The sequence below is a fragment of the Marinobacterium sediminicola genome (assembly GCF_022343685.1).
Classification (GTDB): domain Bacteria; phylum Pseudomonadota; class Gammaproteobacteria; order Pseudomonadales; family Balneatricaceae; genus Marinobacterium; species Marinobacterium sediminicola.
Map to the genome: position 1 here is coordinate 3,254,504 of NZ_CP092123.1, position 17,408 is coordinate 3,271,911.

The 17,408-nt window shown below is 60.1% G+C and carries 19 protein-coding genes; 8 read left to right on the forward strand and 11 right to left on the reverse strand.

All coding sequences use genetic code 11. The annotated features are described in order from the left end of the window. Positions 1 to 91: 91 nt before the first annotated feature. Together ilvY and LN244_RS14835 are read left to right on the forward strand one after the other, a co-directional pair. Positions 92 to 979 carry an HTH-type transcriptional activator IlvY gene (gene ilvY, locus LN244_RS14830; protein ID WP_239040543.1) on the forward strand — a complete coding sequence of 296 codons (888 nt, stop codon included), beginning with the start codon at positions 92 to 94 and terminating at the stop codon, positions 977 to 979. Continuing rightward, entirely contained in the window at positions 976 to 2,790 is a 1,815-nt protein-coding gene (locus LN244_RS14835; protein WP_239040544.1) for an SLC13 family permease, read from the forward strand. Before ilvY ends, LN244_RS14835 begins: the two co-directional genes overlap by 4 nt. Here the strand turns inward: LN244_RS14835 and LN244_RS14840 are convergent, their stop codons facing one another. Beyond that, on the reverse strand, positions 2,791 to 3,621 hold the full coding sequence (locus LN244_RS14840; RefSeq protein WP_239040545.1) for a dienelactone hydrolase family protein: 831 nt from the start codon (positions 3,619 to 3,621) through the stop codon (positions 2,791 to 2,793). An 89-nt stretch (positions 3,622 to 3,710) separates the two neighbouring features. Between LN244_RS14840 and LN244_RS14845 the strand changes: the two genes are divergently transcribed. The 5 genes from LN244_RS14845 to LN244_RS14865 all read left to right on the forward strand — a co-directional run bounded on the left by LN244_RS14845 (position 3,711) and on the right by LN244_RS14865 (position 7,891). Further along, positions 3,711 to 3,944 (forward strand): hypothetical protein, encoded by a 234-nt coding sequence (locus tag LN244_RS14845; RefSeq protein ID WP_239040546.1) that lies wholly within the window; start codon positions 3,711 to 3,713, stop codon positions 3,942 to 3,944. Next, positions 3,868 to 4,968, forward strand: coding sequence for a polyamine ABC transporter substrate-binding protein (locus tag LN244_RS14850; protein ID WP_239040547.1), 1,101 nt, complete (start codon positions 3,868 to 3,870; stop codon positions 4,966 to 4,968). The genes LN244_RS14845 and LN244_RS14850 overlap by 77 nt, the downstream gene beginning before the upstream one ends. Positions 4,969 to 5,037: 69 nt before the next feature. Further along, positions 5,038 to 6,177, forward strand: coding sequence for an ABC transporter ATP-binding protein (locus LN244_RS14855; protein WP_239040548.1), 1,140 nt, complete (start codon positions 5,038 to 5,040; stop codon positions 6,175 to 6,177). Beyond that, positions 6,174 to 7,076: an ABC transporter permease subunit gene (locus LN244_RS14860; protein ID WP_239040549.1), complete on the forward strand. Its 903-nt coding sequence runs from the start codon at positions 6,174 to 6,176 to the stop codon at positions 7,074 to 7,076. Before LN244_RS14855 ends, LN244_RS14860 begins: the two co-directional genes overlap by 4 nt. Beyond that, positions 7,073 to 7,891: an ABC transporter permease subunit gene (locus LN244_RS14865; RefSeq protein ID WP_239040550.1), complete on the forward strand. Its 819-nt coding sequence runs from the start codon at positions 7,073 to 7,075 to the stop codon at positions 7,889 to 7,891. The genes LN244_RS14860 and LN244_RS14865 overlap by 4 nt, the downstream gene beginning before the upstream one ends. Before the next feature lie 78 nt (positions 7,892 to 7,969). On the opposite strand, the gene ilvN is transcribed toward LN244_RS14865, so the two are convergent. Next, on the reverse strand, positions 7,970 to 8,461 hold the full coding sequence (gene ilvN, locus LN244_RS14870; protein ID WP_239040551.1) for an acetolactate synthase small subunit: 492 nt from the start codon (positions 8,459 to 8,461) through the stop codon (positions 7,970 to 7,972). Between the two features lie 2 nt (positions 8,462 to 8,463). Then, the gene (locus LN244_RS14875; protein ID WP_239040552.1) at positions 8,464 to 10,185 is read right to left on the reverse strand and encodes an acetolactate synthase 3 large subunit; all 1,722 of its coding nucleotides are present in this window, start codon (positions 10,183 to 10,185) and stop codon (positions 8,464 to 8,466) included. Between the two features lie 407 nt (positions 10,186 to 10,592). On the opposite strand from LN244_RS14875, the gene LN244_RS14880 reads away from it, so the two are divergent. Then, a complete protein-coding gene (locus LN244_RS14880; RefSeq protein ID WP_239040553.1) occupies positions 10,593 to 10,859 on the forward strand; it encodes a hypothetical protein in 267 nt (88 codons plus the stop codon). 17 nt (positions 10,860 to 10,876) lie between these two features. Here the strand turns inward: LN244_RS14880 and LN244_RS14885 are convergent, their stop codons facing one another. The 8 genes from LN244_RS14885 to LN244_RS14920 form a co-directional block, all read right to left on the reverse strand. Beyond that, complete coding sequence (locus LN244_RS14885; protein ID WP_239040554.1) at positions 10,877 to 11,719, reverse strand: 23S rRNA (adenine(2030)-N(6))-methyltransferase RlmJ; 843 nt, start codon at positions 11,717 to 11,719, stop codon at positions 10,877 to 10,879. A 36-nt stretch (positions 11,720 to 11,755) separates the two neighbouring features. Next, positions 11,756 to 12,436: a hypothetical protein gene (locus tag LN244_RS14890; RefSeq protein WP_239040555.1), complete on the reverse strand. Its 681-nt coding sequence runs from the start codon at positions 12,434 to 12,436 to the stop codon at positions 11,756 to 11,758. A 14-nt stretch (positions 12,437 to 12,450) separates the two neighbouring features. Next, a complete protein-coding gene (locus LN244_RS14895) occupies positions 12,451 to 13,236 on the reverse strand; it encodes a response regulator (RefSeq protein WP_239040556.1) in 786 nt (261 codons plus the stop codon). A gap of 190 nt (positions 13,237 to 13,426) precedes the next feature. After that, on the reverse strand, positions 13,427 to 13,741 hold the full coding sequence (locus tag LN244_RS14900; protein WP_239040557.1) for a cupin domain-containing protein: 315 nt from the start codon (positions 13,739 to 13,741) through the stop codon (positions 13,427 to 13,429). Next, positions 13,738 to 14,352: a cation diffusion facilitator family transporter gene (locus tag LN244_RS14905; protein WP_239040558.1), complete on the reverse strand. Its 615-nt coding sequence runs from the start codon at positions 14,350 to 14,352 to the stop codon at positions 13,738 to 13,740. The genes LN244_RS14900 and LN244_RS14905 overlap by 4 nt, the downstream gene beginning before the upstream one ends. An 81-nt stretch (positions 14,353 to 14,433) precedes the next feature. After that, a complete protein-coding gene (locus LN244_RS14910; RefSeq protein WP_239040559.1) occupies positions 14,434 to 14,715 on the reverse strand; it encodes a hypothetical protein in 282 nt (93 codons plus the stop codon). Between the two features lie 113 nt (positions 14,716 to 14,828). Further along, positions 14,829 to 15,530 (reverse strand): response regulator transcription factor, encoded by a 702-nt coding sequence (locus tag LN244_RS14915; protein WP_239040560.1) that lies wholly within the window; start codon positions 15,528 to 15,530, stop codon positions 14,829 to 14,831. After that, positions 15,527 to 17,368, reverse strand: coding sequence for a sensor histidine kinase (locus LN244_RS14920; protein ID WP_239040561.1), 1,842 nt, complete (start codon positions 17,366 to 17,368; stop codon positions 15,527 to 15,529). The genes LN244_RS14915 and LN244_RS14920 overlap by 4 nt, the downstream gene beginning before the upstream one ends. Positions 17,369 to 17,408: the final 40 nt, after the last annotated feature.

Genomic DNA, 17,408 nt, shown 5'->3' on the forward strand with positions numbered 1-17,408 from the left:
ATGACTATAGCAATGGTGGCTACATTAAGGGATCCTTCCTGTTGCGTAAAATGATATATTTGAAACATTACATTTCATATAAAGAAACACTATGGATACCCGCTCCCTGCGTCTGTTCCTGAATCTGGCCGAGACGCTGCATTTCGGCCGCAGCAGCGAAGCCTGCCATGTCAGCCCCTCCACGCTGAGTCGCGCCATCAAGCAGCTGGAGGAGTCTCTGGGCGTGGAGCTTTTTCTGCGTGACAACCGACGCGTCGAACTCACCGCCGAGGGCAACCGTTTTGCCCAGTATGCTCGCGAAACGCTGCAACAGTGGGAGCAAATCCGGCATTCGCTACTTGAAGGAGCAGGAGAACTGCGCGGTGAAATCAGCGTCTACTGCTCCGTCACCGCCAGTTACAGTTTCCTCTATTCACTGTTGAGTCGGTTTCGTCACCTCTATCCCCAGGTGGAAATCAAGTTACACACCGGTGACCCTGAACATGCCGTCGCCCGCGTACAAAGCGGCCGCGAAGAGATATCCATCGCCGCGCGCCCGGCGCAACTGCCCTCGGGCATTGCCTTCCGGCCACTGGACCGTACCCCCTTGCTGTTCATAGCCCCGGTCGAGCAGACCCTCAATCAGAACGACTGGCGTCGCCAGCCGATGATCCTGCCGGAAAGCGGCATCTCCCGTGAGCGAATCAACCAATGGTTCGCCAGCCAGCAGATCCAGCCCGACATCTACGCTCAGGTCACCGGTAACGAAGCGATCGTCAGCATGGTAAGCCTGGGCTTTGGCATCGGCGTGGTGCCCCAGATCGTGCTCGAGAACAGCCCTCTGGCCGACCGGGTAGAAGTACTCCCCGTGGAGCCTGCGCTGGAACCCTACGAAATCGGTCTGTTTGCTCAGGAGCGCAAGCTGCGCTCGCCCATCATTCATGCCTTCTGGTCCCTGCTGGACCCGGAGCCCGATTCGCATCTGGAGCCCCTGTCATGACCGCAGACATGCTGATCGTCTTTACACTGCTCGGTGGCGCTATCGCCCTTTTCCTGAGCGATCGGATACGCATGGATCTGGTCGCCCTGATGCTGGTGGTCTCTCTGGCACTGAGTGGCATCATCACCCCGGCCGAAGCCGTCTCCGGTTTTGGCGAGCCGGTGGTAGTAATGATTGCAGCCCTGTTTGTTGTGGGGGAAGGTTTGCTGCGAACAGGCATTGCCAGCGCGACCGGCAGCTGGCTGCTGCGTGTGGGCGGCGACAGCGAAACCCGTCTGTTGCTCTTCCTGCTGCCGGTTGTAGCGCTGCTCTCCGCCTTCATGAGCTCTACCGGTGCCGTCGCCCTGTTGTTGCCGGTGGTGATGAGCCTGTCCCGGCGCTCGGGCTTTGCGCCTTCGCGGCTGTTGATGCCGCTGGCCTTCGCCGCCCTGATCGGCGGCATGCTGACCCTGATCGGCACCCCGCCCAACATCATCGTCAGCGGTCAGATGCGCAGCAGCGGGCTGGAGCCTTTCAGCTTCTTCGACTTTACCCCCATCGGTCTTGCGGTGCTGGTGGCAGGCATGTTGTACCTCATCCTGATCGCTCGACGCCTGCTGCCCGACCACTCGCCGGAAGCGGACGAGCGTGAGGGCATACGTGCGCTCTATGAGCGCTATGATCTGTCCCGTCAGCTGCACAAGCTGGAAGTGCTGCCGGGCAGTCCCCTGGCGCAGAAGACTCCGGCCGAAGCGGCGCTGAGAACCGAATATGAAGTCACTCTGATCGCAATCTCGCGCAGTGGCGGCTGGCTGTCGAGCCTGATTCCGGTATTGGCCAATACCCGCATGCAATACGGTGACCAGCTGCTGGTGTATGCCGATCACGCCTGCCTGGAACGTATTTGCGAAGAACAGGCGTTGCGCGTCCTCGATTGCCCATCGGGCGATGTCAGTCGACTCGAGCAGAGCGCCGGGCTCGCAGAAGTCCTGCTGCCACCAGACTCTCGGCTGTGTGGCCAGACCGTCAAACAGGCGCGGCTGCGAGAGAGTCTGGGCCTGAGCGTGATCGGCTTGCGCCGTAACCGTGAACTGAGTGATCTGCACTTTGCCAGCACCGAGCTGGCCGCCGGCGATACTCTCCTGCTGGCCGGCAGCTGGGAACGGATCCGCAATCTGGGACAAGGCCGCGAACTGGTGGTGCTCAATCTGCCTCCCGAGCTCGAAGAGATCCCCACCCATGGCAGCCGCGCCCCGCTGGCACTGGGCATCCTTCTGGCCATGCTGGTCACCATGACCACTGGCTGGCTGGACAACCTGAGCGCCATCCTGCTGGCGGCACTGGGAATGATCCTCAGCGGATGCGTCAACCTGAAGGAAGCCTACCGTTCGCTCAACGCCACCAGCCTGATCCTGATCGCCGGCATGCTGCCCATGGCACTGGCAATGGAACGCAGCGGCGCCCTGGACTTTATGGTCCAGCACCTGATCAGCCTGATCGGCAACAGCAGTCCGCTGGTGCTCTGTGCCAGTATGTTCCTGATCACATCGCTGCTGAGTCAGTTCATCTCCAATACCGCCACTACGGTGCTGGTGGCGCCGGTAGCACTCAGCACCGCCCAGCTGCTCGGCATCAACCCTGAGCCGGTAATGATTTCAGTGGCCATTGCAGCATCGACCGCTTTTGCGACCCCCATCGCTTCACCGGTCAATACGCTGGTGTTGGCACCGGGCAACTACCGTTTTGCCGACTTCGCCCGCGTCGGTATTCCCCTGCAGCTGCTGGCACTGGTGCTGACCCTGACGCTGACGCCATTACTCTTCCCGTTCTGATCAGAGGCCGCCCAGATGCTGATGCAGGAAAGCCAGTGAACGGGACCAGGACAGCGCCGCATTTTCTTCGTCATAGCGGGCACCGGTGGGGTTGGCAAAGGCATGATCCGCGACATACCAGTGTATCTGCAGCTGGTCTTTACCGGCCTTCGCCATCGCCCGCTCGAAACTGCCCACCATCTCTTCGTCGATACTCTTGTCCAGGGTGCCGAAATGCCCCTGTACCGGCCCCTGCAACGACGCCAGCTGTTCAGGCGTACGGCGCACATTGCCGTAATAGATGATCGTGGCATCCACCGGGGTTGCCAGAGAGGCATCCAGTGACCAGCCGCCACCGAAACACCAGCCCAGCGTCCCGACCCGACCATTGCTCAACTCATGTTGGCGCAACCAGTCGATCCAGCCCGTCAGGGTTGAGGTTGCCACGGCCGGATCAACCGCGTTCTTGAGTGCCATGGCACCTTCTCGGGTATCGGCCACCTTGCCGCCATACAGGTCCACCGCCAGCGCGATGAACCCCTGCTCGGCCAGCTCCGCCGCTACCGCCTTGATCTGGTCGTTCAGCCCCCACCATTCATGAATCAATACGACGGCGGGGAAAGGCCCTTCACCCTCGGGGATCGCCAGGTGCGCACCTGCCTCACTGCCGGTACTCAGAGGCAACTCAACCTTTTGGGTACGCTGACCGGCAGCCTGAGCCAGCAGAGGGTCAGCCAAGACCACCGCCAGTGGCAGCGCCAGCATGCCTTTCAGGAAACGGCGGCGCTGCTCGATCGAGATCGTCGGCAGCTCTGCCACCGGTTTGGAGCCACAGCCCTTGATATCACACATGGATGCATTCCTCCGTTTATACTGCCAACACTATAGACAACTGCGTCACTCAGGTTGCGATAACAATACCCAAGAGGGTACGGACCGCGATGAATAAAAGTTTATTCAGTGCGCAAAAAATACTTTTTTTTAGCGGTTTTTTACTCCATATTCTCGCTTTGAAGCGTGTCCGCTGCGATCGCAGCCACATCACCCTGGGGATGCCCATTTCCCTGCCATTCACAGCGTTGCCGGAGATCCAAGGCGATGAAAAAAATGTTCAATGGAATCAAATACCTGTTACCCGCTCTGATGCTGAGTGGCGCAGCCGCAAGCAGCGCTGAAGAGCTGCATGTCTATAACTGGTCGGACTATATCGCCGAAGATACGATTGCTCAGTTTGAGCAGCAAACGGGTATCAAGGTGGTCTATGACGTATACGATTCCAATGAAGTGCTGGAGGCCAAACTGCTGGCCGGTCGCAGCGGCTATGACCTGGCGTTCCCGACAGCACGTCCCTTTGCGGATCGTCACATCAAGGCCGGCCTGTATCAGCCTTTGGACAAGAGCAAGCTGAGCAATCTGGGTAACCTGGACCCGGTGATCATGGCATCACTGGCGGATATCGATGCTGACAACAAGCACCTGGTGCCCTACATGTGGGGTACCACCGGCATCGGTTACAACGTGAACAAGGTTCGTGAAATCCTGGGTGACGACATGCCGCTGGATACCTGGCGTCTGGTGTTCGACCCGGAAATCGTAGCCAAACTGGCCGAATGCGGCGTCAGCCTGATGGATGACCCCACGGAAGTTTTCGTAGCAGCCCGCGCCTACAAGGGTCTGCCCACTGATGACTTCAGCAAGTCAGCAATCAACGAAGCCGCTGACACGATCAGCGCCATTCGTCCGCATATCCGCTACTTCCACAGCTCCCAGTACATCAACGACCTGGCCAACGGTGACCTCTGCGTGGCCCACGGCTACTCTGGCGATGTGCTTCAGGCCCGCGACCGTGCCGCCGAAGCCGGCAACGGTGTCGAAGTGGCCTATGCGGTGCCATCCGAGGGTGCCGTGGTCTGGACCGATGTGATGGTAGTACCGGCCGATGCTCCGAACCCGGCAGCCGCACACCAGTTCATCGACTTCCTGCTCAAGCCGGAAGTGATCGCGCCGATCACCAACTATGTGGCTTATGCCAACGCTAACACAGCAGCCACCGATCTGGTCGATGAGGAGATCCGCAACGATGCCGGTATCTACCCGCCCGAACAGACACGCGAGAAACTGATCGTGCTGAAAACACCATCAGAGCGCGAGATGCGTGACATGAACCGCACCTGGACCCGCGTCAAGACCGGCCAGTAAATCCGACCACCTGAACCTGAGACGCCCCTGACATCAGGGGCGTCTTTTTATCGGGAGATCTCTCCACCCATGGCAAGTGTTCGTCAGTTCAAGCCCGAGGAGCCCTGGCAGGCACCGGAAGGCGAACCGATCGTTCGTATCGAGAATGTCACCAAACGCTTCGGCTCCTTCTATGCCGTTGACGATGTCAGCCTGCATATCCATCAGGGCGAATTTTTCTCCCTGCTCGGATCTTCCGGCTGTGGCAAAACCACCCTGCTGCGCATGCTGGCCGGCTTCGAAACCCCCACCAGCGGCCGCATCTTCATCGATGGCCAGGATGTCACCGACATCCCGCCCTATGAACGCCCGGTCAACATGATGTTTCAGTCCTACGCTCTGTTCCCGCACATGAACGTTGCGGACAACATCGCCTTCGGCCTGAAACAGGAAGGCATGGCCAAGGCCGAGCGCCAGGAGCGCGTGGCCGAGATGATGGCCCTGGTGCAGATCGACAAGCTCGCCCAGCGCAAGCCTCACCAGTTGTCCGGTGGACAGCGTCAGCGTGTCGCTCTGGCCCGGGCACTGGCCAAGCATCCGAAGATCCTGTTGCTGGACGAGCCACTGGGCGCGCTGGACAAGAAACTGCGCGAACAGACCCAGTTCGAGCTGGTCAACATTCAGGAACGTCTGGGTATCACCTTTATCGTGGTCACGCATGATCAGGAAGAGGCGATGACCATGTCCTCGCGTATCGCCCTGATGCATGAGGGCCGTATCGAACAGGTGGACCCGCCGCGTCGCCTGTACGAATTCCCGTCCACCCGTTATGCCGCCAGCTTCATCGGCTCGGTAAACCTGTTCGAAGGCTATGTGGTGCAGCAGGACGATGATCAGGTGCTGGTGCAGTGTGACGAGGCGGGCGGCCAATTGCTGGTCCGTCACAGTCAGCCACTGGTACCAGGCATGGAGGTCACCCTCGCCCTGCGTCCGGAAAAGGTGCGCGTCATCAGCCATCTGGACGCCGATGCACCCAACCAGTTACGCGGCGTGATCAAGGAGATCGCCTACCTGGGCGACGTGTCCATCTACCACGTGGAGCTGGCCAGCGGCAAACGGGTTCAGTTCACCCAGTCGAACGTACAGGCGCTGGCCGAACAGCCACTGACCTGGGACGAGGAGGTGCTGTTGGGCTGGTCTGCCAACAGCTGCGGGGTACTGACCGAATGAAGCTGAAACAGTACCTGCCCCCGGCGCGTAATCTGATCATCGCCGTCCCCTGGTTCTGGCTGGCACTGTTTTTCCTGCTGCCGTTTCTGTTCGTGCTCAAGATCAGTCTGTCCGAGCCGATTCTGGCGCAGCCGCCCTATCTGGACCTGATCCGCGAAATCGAGGACGGTTTCGTTACCATCGTGGTCAATTTCAGCAATTACCAGCTGCTGCTGGAGGATTCGCTCTACCTGAGTGCGCTGCTCGGCTCACTCAAGGTGGCCACGGTCTCCACCCTGTTGTGCTTGCTGATCGGCTACCCCATGGCCTATGCGATCGCTCGTTCGCCGTCACACTGGCGTTTGCCTTTGCTGATGCTGATCATTCTGCCCTTCTGGACCTCCTTCCTGATCCGGATCTACGCCTGGATCGGCATTCTCAAGGGCAACGGTCTGCTCAACAACCTGCTGATGGGACTGGGCCTGATCGACAGCCCACTGGAGATTATGCACACCCCGCTCGCGGTCTATATCGGCGTCGTCTACAACTACCTGCCGTTCGTAGTGTTGCCGCTCTATGCCACGCTGATCCGGCTGGATTTGACCCTGCTCGAAGCGGCGGCTGACCTGGGCTGCCGCCCGTGGAAGCAGTTCCTGCTGATCACCCTGCCGTTGTCGATGCCGGGCGTACTGGCAGGGGCCATGCTGGTGTTCATTCCGGTGATGGGCGAGTTCGTCATCCCCGACCTGCTGGGTGGGCCGGATACGCTGATGCTGGGCAAGCTGATGTGGATCGAATTCTTCAATAACAAGGACTGGCCGCTGGCGTCCTCGCTGGCCGCGCTGCTGCTGGTGGCGCTGATTCTGCCGTTTGTGCTGCTGCGTCACTTCGAGCGCCGCGCAGAGGAGGCTGCCGCATGAACCGACGACTGCCACTGCTGATCACCATTCTGCTGTTCGGCTATGCCTTCCTCTATATTCCGATCGTCAGCCTGATCGTTTACTCGTTCAACGAGAGTCGACTGGTGACCGTCTGGGGAGGGTTCAGCACCAAATGGTACGGCGAATTGCTCAACAACGGCCCGCTGCTCAGCGCGGCCTGGCTCAGTGTTCGCATCGCGGCCCTGACCGCCACTCTGGCGGTTATTCTGGGCACGCTGGCCGCTCTGGCCCTGGTGCGCTTTCGCCGCTTCCGTGGCCGCGGCTCACTGGAAGTGATGGTCACCGCGCCACTGGTGATGCCGGAAGTGATTATCGGCCTGTCACTGCTGCTGCTGTTCGTGGCCATGGAAACGGTGATTGGCTGGCCTGCCGGGCGCGGCATGACCACCATCGTCATCGCCCATACCACCTTCGCCATGGCGTATGTCACCGTAGTGGTACAGAGTCGATTGGCACACATGGATCTGTCGCTGGAAGAAGCCGCACTGGATCTGGGAGCACGCCCCATCAAGGTCTTTTTTGCCATCACCCTGCCGATCATTGCACCGTCACTGATCGCAGGATGGCTGCTGGCCTTTACGCTGTCACTGGATGACCTGGTCGTCGCCAGCTTCGTGTCCGGTCCCGGCTCCACGACCCTGCCGATGGTGGTGTACTCCAGTGTCCGTCTGGGAGTCAGCCCCGAGATCAACGCCCTGGCTACCATCATCGTAGGTCTGGTAACACTGGCAGTCCTGATCGCGGGCTGGGTGCTGTGGCGGCAGGAGAAGCGCAACCAGCTGGATGCTCACTAAGGCAACACGCCCTGAGGCAATAAAAAACCGCTGGCCGTTTGCACGGGCAGCGGTTTTTTTGTGGCGACCGGTCGGGCCTTAGAGGCTCAGCACCTTCTCGCCACGTGCAATACCACACACACCGGAGCGCACCACTTCCATGATGGAAGCGCTGCCCAGCGCGTTGATGAAGGCATCCAGCTTGTCGGATGCACCCACCAGCTGCACGGTGTAGGTAGTCGGGGTCACGTCGATGATCTGACCACGGAAGATATCGCAGGTACGCTTGATCTCCGCACGCATCTGGCCACTGGCCTTCAGCTTGATCATCATCACTTCGCGCTCGATGTGCTCGCCTTCGGACAGATCGACCACCTTGACCACGTCAATCAGCTTGTTCAGCTGCTTGGTGATCTGTTCCACCACACGGTCATTGCCGATGGTGGTCACGGTCAGACGCGACAGGGTCGCGTCTTCGGTCGGCGCCACGGTGAGCGACTCGATATTGAAGTTACGCTGGGAGAACAGACCTACCACGCGCGACAGGGCACCCGGTTCGTTCTCCATCAGGACTGAAATGATATGGCGCATGCTCAGGTCCTCTCTGTCTTGCTCAGCCACATGTCACGCATGGAACCACGGGGTACCTGCATCGGATAAACGTGCTCGAACGGATCGACCGCGATATCCATGAATACCAGACGGTCCTTCAGCGCGAAGGCTTCACGCATGGCACCTTCAAGGTCGGCATACTTGTCGACCTTCATGCCCACATGCCCATAGGCTTCAACCAGCTTGATGAAGTCCGGCAGCGACTTCATGTAGGACTGGGAGTGGCGGGACTCGTAGTTCATGTCCTGCCACTGGCGAACCATGCCCAGCGACTGGTTGTTCAGGCAGAGAATCTTCACCGGCAGGTCATACTGCTTGCAGGTGGAGAGTTCCTGAATGTTCATCTGGATACTGCCCTCGCCGGTGACACAGGCCACGTCGGCATCCGGGAAGTTCATTTTCACACCCATGGCCGCCGGCAGACCGAAGCCCATGGTGCCCAGACCACCGGAGTTGATCCAGCGGTTCGGCTTGTTGAACTTGTAGTACTGCGCCGCGAACATCTGGTGCTGACCCACATCCGAGGTCACGAAAGCATCCCCGTTGGTGACCTTGCTCAGCATCTCGATGACCTGCTGCGGCTTCATCAGCTCGGAGTCATCGGTGCGGTAACGACCGCCGTGACGCTGACGCCACTCGTCGATCTGCTGCCACCAGGCACTCAGGGCATCCGCATCCGGCTGCTTCTTGCTGCCCTTGACCAGCTGAATCATCTCTTCCAGAACCACCTTGGCCGGACCCACAATGGGGATATCCGCCTGAACGGTCTTGGAGATGGACGCCGGATCGATATCGATGTGAATGATCTTCGCCGTCGGACAGAACTTGTCGGTGGCGTTGGTCACACGGTCATCGAAGCGTGCGCCCACAGCCAGGATCAGGTCGGCATGGTGCATCGCCATGTTGGCTTCGTAGCTGCCATGCATGCCCAGCATGCCAATGAACTGGCGATCCGTACCCGGGAAACCGCCCAAGCCCATCAGGGTGTTGGTTACCGGGAAGTTGAGCAGACGAGACAGCTCGGTCAGTTCATCGCTGGCACCGCCCAGGATGACACCACCGCCGGTATAGATCACCGGACGCTTGGCGTTCAACAGCAGATCGGTTGCCTTCTTGATCTGGCCGCTGTGACCACGGGTGATCGGCGTATAGGAACGCATTTTCACCTGCTTGGGATATTCGTACGGGTAACGCTCGGTCGGAGTGGTCATATCCTTGGGGATATCGATCACGACCGGACCCGGACGACCGCTTTCGGCGATGTGGAACGCCTTGCGTACGATGGTCGGAATATCTTCCGGACGCTGTACGCTGAAGTTGTGCTTCACCACCGGGCGGGAAATGCCCAGCATGTCGGTTTCCTGGAACGCATCTTCACCAATCAGGTGGCTCATGACCTGGCCGGTGATCACCACCATCGGGATGGAGTCGGTAAATGCGGTCGCAATGCCGGTAATGGCGTTGGTTGCACCCGGGCCGGATGTCACCAGCGCGACGCCGGCCTTGCCGGTAGCACGCGCATAAGCATCCGCCATGTGAGTTGCAGCTTGCTCATGGCGCACCAGAACGTGCTGTACATCTTCCTGCTGGAACAGCGCATCGTACACGTGTAGCAACGAGCCGCCCGGATAGCCGTAGATGTACTTAACACCCTCGTCTTTGAGGGCGCGTACCACCATTTCTGCGCCTGAAAGTAATTCCACTGTTGTACCCTCTACTCAGCACCGGCACCCTGCCGGTGTAACAGTTTCAGCGTTTCTGCAACGATGAACACGTCCGCTCGCGGTCTGATGTTGTCGCAACCGCGACCTTCCCTGACGGGAGATAACGATGGCCGTGTTCGGGTGCTGGTCGGGCGAGGATCTTCTTGCCCAACAGACCTGTCTGAGACTTAAGCCGGGTAGCGCTTAAAACCACCCGCGGTCTCGGGATTTCCTACCACCGCAAGCCTGGAAACAAATAGCCATGCATTTTCGCACCTTGACAATATTCGATCAACCGCCTACTTACCCTATGGGGAGCGATTTACCACTAAAGGCATAGGCTGGGCGTTGCCCGTTATTGGCGGTATAGTAGGTGCGACTTCAGTTTCTTTGCCGGAGAGCACAAGATGAGTATTGCCGAGATTAAAAACAAGGAGCGCGTCATCAACGAGCTGCTGCGCTTTATCCGCAAGGTGCTGGTGGAACCGGAGATCAGTGAACGGGCGCTGGAGATCGCGCGCAAGCACTTCAACGACAAAAATGCCCACGTCCTGATCGCCGACGAGCTGACCTCCACCACCAACGTCAAGATTCCGGTTGAACACAGTGACGCCGACCGCCTCTTTCTTGAGCTTCTGATCGACGTCGTACGTGACGAGAAGGCGCTCTACTAAGCGCCGATTGCTCAGCCTTATTCCGGTACCAGCCAGTCCACGCGCCAGGTACCGCAGCCCGCCTCTACCTGCAGCTGCTCCACCAGCCAGGGCGAAACCTCGGCCAACGTCTGGTCCAGCTGCCAGGGCGGGTTGATCACCAGCATACCGCTGCCATACATCCCCCGCTCGCCATCAGCCGAAGCCACTTCCAGCTCACTGCAAAGGATCTTGCGAATCCCGCTCTCAGCCAGCTCCTGCTTCATCTGTCGCCAGAGATCTGCCGGTAACAGCGGGTACCAGATCGCAAAGCAGCCGTTGGGCCAGCGCTTGCAGGCCTTGTTGACGAAACGCACCAGCTGCCGGTATTCCTGCTTGACCTCAAAGGACGGGTCAATCAGTACCACACCCCGATTGGGCTTGGGTGGCAACAGTGCCAGCACGCCCTCATAACCATCGCGGTGATGCACGGCTACCCGTGTATCCTGACGGAAAACGCCCTTCAGCGCCTCGGCTTCGGCAGGGTGCAGCTCCATGATGTTGATGTTGTCCGCGTCACGGGCCATCTGTGCCGCCAGCAGGGGCGAGCCGGGATAGGTGGTCAGCGCCTCGCCAGCATTGACCTTGGCCACCTGCTCCAGATACTCCTGCACGGCTTCGGGAACCGGCTGCTGCCAGAGACGGGCGATACCGTCACGGAACTCACCGGTCTTCAACGCCTGTTCGCTGCTCAGGTCATAACGGGCACGGCCACCATGGGTTTCCAGGTAACTCCAGGGCTTGGCCTTGCGATTCAGGGACTGGAGCAGCAGGGTCAGGACCAGATGTTTGTGCACATCGGCGAAGTTGCCGGCATGGAAGCCGTGCTGATAACTGAGCATAAGCGATTCCGGAACGGACGCCGCTCATTGGCGGCGTTAGTGAACTCGGGGCACCTTCAGGTGCGGAAACTGGTGCGCCAGCAGGCTGGCGATTTGCTGCAGGGTACTCCAGTCGCGGGCATAAAGCACGGTATCACCGGCTTCGGCATAGGGACCCAGTACCCCAGGCAGGCCCGAGCCCAGCTGGAACAGCGAGCCCTTGGTCTGGCCGCTGCATTCAAATCGGCCCGGTTTAAGGGATGAGAATTCCCAGCGCCCACCCTGCCAACTCGGTGCGCGATCCGCTCCGGTGTTGAGACAGATACGTACGCGCTTGAGCACCAATGCATAGCCCTGCTCACCGTCGCGCTGCACTCGAAAGGCGTTCATGATACTGCCCTGCCCCGCCGTCACGGCCAGGCTGCCCCAGTCTTGATCACTGTGATAGGTCACCATCAACCGACGGGCATCGGGAGTATGGAGTTCAGTACCGGCGCGGTACTGCTGCGTCAGCAGCAACGGCGTCGACATGCGATAGTGAGGGCCCTGCAGATAGTGACGGACCAGCGCCTGTGCCAGTACCACGCCGGTCTGACGATCATAAACAGGCACCAGATTCAGTGTCAGAGGTTCAATCTGAGGCTCGGTCACCACCTTGACAGGGGGCGGAGGTGGGGCCGCACAGCCTCCCAGCAGCAACAGGGTCAAAAACCCCAGACGCAGCAGTGAACGGCTCATCACGACCTCCCGTGTCAGCGAACGCTGGCAATATATTTGGACAAATGCGCCAGCTTGTCAGGGTCGTCGTCCATGAAGCTGACGCGCACATCCACGTAAGACGCATCCAGCTTTTGTTCCGTGGCCTGCACCGAGGTCACGAAGCCGTTGATCCGTGCAACGCTGTCACCGGAAAGCTGCTCGATATCGACCACGACCTGCTCCAGCACCTGCGGGAACACGCCTTCATTCTTGATGACCACCTTGACCTCACGCAGGTTGAGATCCTTGATGGCACAGCGGAAAGTCTGGTGGCTGTTACGCAGCTGGGCCAGCCCCTTCGGCTTGGCCTGGGTTTTCGGGGCCGCACTGGTCGTCTTTTTCTGTTGGTCGGCCGCCAGCATCGCCGACGCACGGGCCTGCTGCTCGGGGCTCAACTGCTGACGCTTGCTCAGCGCCTTGACCATCTTCTGCACCAGCTGCTCGCGGGTGAACGGCTTGCCTAGATAGTCATTGACGCCGGCCTGAATGGCCTTGAGCACGTACTCGCGCTCGCCACGGCTGGTCACCATGAGGAAGGGGGTGGTTTTGTAGCTGTCCTGAGCGCGGGTCCATTGCAGGACTTCCAGCCCGCTCATTTCAGGCATTTCCCAGTCACACAGGATCAGGTCATAGGCTTTCTGCTGCATCGCCTGCCGTGCCTGCAAACCATTTTCCACCGCCTGCACATTGAAGTCGGGGAAGGCTTCGCGCACCATGGAGGTTACGCGCTCACGGATAAAACGGGCGTCATCTACGACCAGAATATTCAGTTTGCTCATCGAACCCTGTTTTTTTCATCACTGCTGCCTGGATGCAACACTGTCCCACAAAGCGTGCTCGGACTGAAGCCCCGAGGACTGCGTTGCGACAAAAAACGGTTGTTTAGTCGTTTTTTATCCACAGTGTCCTTATGAAATCCCATTTTACTCGCCAAACAGCAGACACTCCATTCTGAAACCCGAACCGGTTTCAGCGGTAGAACACCGCCAGCCAGATCGTGGTTAGCTCAGAATCGGTCCAGCTGACCCGGTGGCGGGTATGGGCAGGAATATTCAGGTAGTCGCCGGGGCCCAGCCGAATCGAGTCGCCGTTGTCGAAGGTCAGCTCACCGCCGCCCTGCAACACCAGCACCCATTCGTGTTCGTCCTGGTCATACCAGCCCGAGTCGGGCGAGGTCTGGCCGTGCGACAGTATGCGTTCTATGCGGACCGTGCCGGCGTTGAGCAGGTCGGTAAACACCTCCTGCGGCAGTTCAGCCGGGATATCGTCATGCAGATTAGTCATCGTCCCTCCTGACAACCGTCTTCATCCTCGGCCGCTTCCCTGAGAATGCGGATACCGCCGTGCAGCACCAGCAACGCGATCACCAGGCCGATCAGCAAGTCCGGCAGGCGGCTACCCAGCCACCAGACCAGCGCACCGGACAGGATGACACCGGCATTGGCGATGACATCATTTGCGGAAAAAATCAGTGACGCGCGCATATGCACGCCGCCGTCCCGATGCTTCATGATCAGGCTCAGGCAGATGACGTTGGCAATCAGCGCCACCAGCCCGACCGACATCATCAGTGTGCTGACCGGTTCACTACCGTAGATGAAACGGCGCACCACATCGACCAGCACCAGTGCTGCCAGTCCGATCTGCATCAAGCCGCTCAGCCGCGCCGAACGGCGCTTGAGCAACTCGCTGCGGCCAATCGCGTAGAGACTGATGGCGTAGACCGAGGCGTCCGCCAGCATGTCCAGCGAGTCGGCGATCAGTCCGGTGGACTGGGCCAGCCAGCCCAGCCCGAACTCGAACACAAACATCAGCGCATTGATCGCCAGTACAATCAGCAGCGTCTTCCGTTCCTGCGCATTACGCGCTTCCATTTCACAGCCGCAGCCGGACATAGACTCTCCCCAAGACAAAAATGCTGCGCTGCCGGTTATGCCGGTGGACGATGTTTCCGCTCCCGGCACTGCAGCGCCTGCTTATTTACCTTTCCGCTCTTCGCGGTGCATCTCGCCCTCAAGCTTGCGCTCCCCGCGATAGGCTTCGCCGTCCTGCTTGCGCTCGTCATGATAGAGCTGATCCTGCTCCTTGCGCTCCTCGCGCATCTCTTCGCGCTCCTGCTTCATTTCCTCGCGCTGCTCTTCATAGCTCTGCGCCGGCATGTCACGCGACTTCTCCTTGCCACCTTCATGATGTGCCGCCTGCACCAGCCCGCCAAATGCCAGTGTCAGTCCCATCAGTACAGCCAGTCCGATTTTCATCTTGCCACCTCGTCAATTGAGATTGAATGCATACGTTCACAGCATGGCAGTGCTTTTCGCAACTGTACAAGAACAGCCCGAAATGCCTGCCCGCTTGGACCCGAAGGCCCGGATTAACCATCAAATCGGTAGCCGACTCCATGCACGGTAACGATGATCTGCGGCGCCTGGGCGTCCTGCTCCACCGCCTTGCGCAGCTTGGAGATATGCTGATCCAGCGTGCGGCTGCTGGGCAGATACTCCCGGCCCCAACCGGCATCGAACAGCTCGTCTCGGCTCAGTACCCGGCCGCGATTGCGATGCAGATGCTGCAGAATGCGCAGGTCCCTCAGGCTCAGGTCGATTTTCTGGCCCGCGCGCTCGGCGCGCAACTGATCGGGGAACACCTGCAGATCAGCCATATGGAAGCTTGCGGCTTCCTGTGCGGACGCCCTCTGCGTCAGACAGCGGCGGGTGACGGCACGGATGCGCGCGATCACTTCGCGGCTGCCAAACGGCTTCTTGATGTAGTCATCGGCGCCCAGTTCCAGCCCCAGTACCTGATCGATCTCCTCCGACTTGGCGGTAATGAAGATCACCGGCAGCTGCTGGTCCTGTTGACGGATGCGGCGACAAAGCGCATAGCCATCCAGTTTGGGCATCATGATATCGAGCAGCACCAGCGCCGGGGCCGCCTGCTCGGCGATCTGCTCGCGGTAGAGGCTCCACGCCTGCTCGCCGTCCGCCGCTTCCAGGCACTCATAGCCTTCGGCCTCCAGCAGGTCCTTGAGCCCCAGGCGAATATTGAGGTCGTCCTCGGCGATCAGAATCTTCATCTCTCGGCCTCCAGTCGAATCAGGAAGCGCGCGCCCTGCTCGCTGGCTTCCAGAGTAAGGTCACCACCATGTGCACGGGCCAGATCCCGCGCCAGCCCCAGGCCGATGCCCGTACCGGTGATACCATCGGTCAGTCGGCTGCTGCTGCGGTAGAAGGGTTCAAATACGCGGGCGGCGTCAGCGGCATCGATCCCGGGACCGGCATCCTGTACCCGCACACAGAGCGAGGTGCCCTCCCGCCATGAGCGCAACTGCAGTTCGCCGCTGTCCGGCGCATATTTCTCGCAGTTGCTGAGCAGGTTGTTGAGAATCTGCTCCAGCGTGGCCGGATCGTAGTGCATGCATTGACCGATGCCCGGTTCGAAGCGGGGTTCTATGCCGCGCTGGCGCAGCAGCGGAGCAAAGGTGCCCAGAATGCGTTCGATCTGTTCATCCGGGTCAGCGCTTTCCGGTGCCGGTGGCAGCTGCTGGCGTTGCAGGCGGGCAAAGCTGAGCACGTTTTCGATCAACCGCGACAGGCGCTGGCTTTCGTTAGTGATCACCCCCAGATAGCGGCTCACCGCCGCGTCCTCCTCGCCTTCGAGACGCTGCTCCAGCATTTCGGCGTACAGGCGCACATTGGTCAGCGGCGTTTTCAGTTCGTGGGACACCTGATTGACGAAGTTGACCCTCTGCGCGGCCAGCTCCAGCTCACGTCGCTGTTCACGATAGAGTCCATAGCCCAGCGCTGCCAGCCCGGCGCCCAGCAGCACCAACGGCGCCACCAGCGTCAGCCAGAGGGGGGCGGCTGCCTGTTGCAGCGCCGGTGCATGGTATTCCAGACTCCAGCTGCCCAGCGGGTGGCTCAAGCCGAGGCTGCGCAGCGCAGGCCCCTTGCCCTGATACTGGCCCCAGCTGTACAGCGGACTGCCCTGACTGTCGAGCAGACGAATCTGCGCATCCCCCAGCGCCTCGCTGCCGGCTGCGGCATCCGGCAGGCGGTTGATCAGGTCGGACAGCAAACGGGCATCATTGAGGACGAACCCCAGCGTGCGCCCCGCCGGATCACGCCACCAGAAAACATGCAGCAGCCTGGCATCCACGTACCAGGCGATCCAGCCGCTCGCCGTCGTTTCAGGCACGGCGATATCGGCTGTTGCGGCAATCGATGCTGCCGCCGCCTCTGATTCGACCGATTCAGCTCTCTCGGCAGACCGGCTCACAGCGGGGGCAGCCGGTGCGCGGCGGGTGAAGGACTCCGCCTTGGCGGCATAATCATTGATCGGCGCCGACAACTCGGCCGGCGCACGCTGCACCAGCTGGCCGCTGGCAAAGTAATCCGCCGACCCGGACAGTGCCGGCGCCAGCAAACGCTGGCGTTCGGCGGCTGCAGCCGGGGCCGACTCATTCTGGTTCAGGGCCGCCACCGGGTCGCCATCGGTGGGGCGAAACAGCCCCGGTGACTGCCACAGTGGCTGCAGCCGTTCGACCAGACGCTGTTCATCCAGACTCAGCGGTTGATGGCGCGGCGGAAAATGGCGCTGATCATCGGCCCCGAGTACAAACAGCTGCTGTACCTGGGCCGAACTTTTGACAAAACGGCGCAGCTGTTCGGCTGAATAGTCCGGGTCCGCCAGCTGGTAGAGATCGCTGGCCTGACGCCGCAGCAGACGTTCCAGCTGCTGGAAATGCGTCTGCAGCTGTTGATCCACCGACTCCAGCTGTTGCTCGATCAGCTTCTGCAGCTGCATGCCAACCAGCTGCTGCTCGTTCTGCTGCAGACGATACCCCAGCCAGCCCGTCAGCAGCAGGGGCAGCAACACCAGCAGGATCAGCAACAGCACGGCGCGGTATTTCATGGCTCTCCCGAATCAACCCAGGATTTGAACATCACGCAAA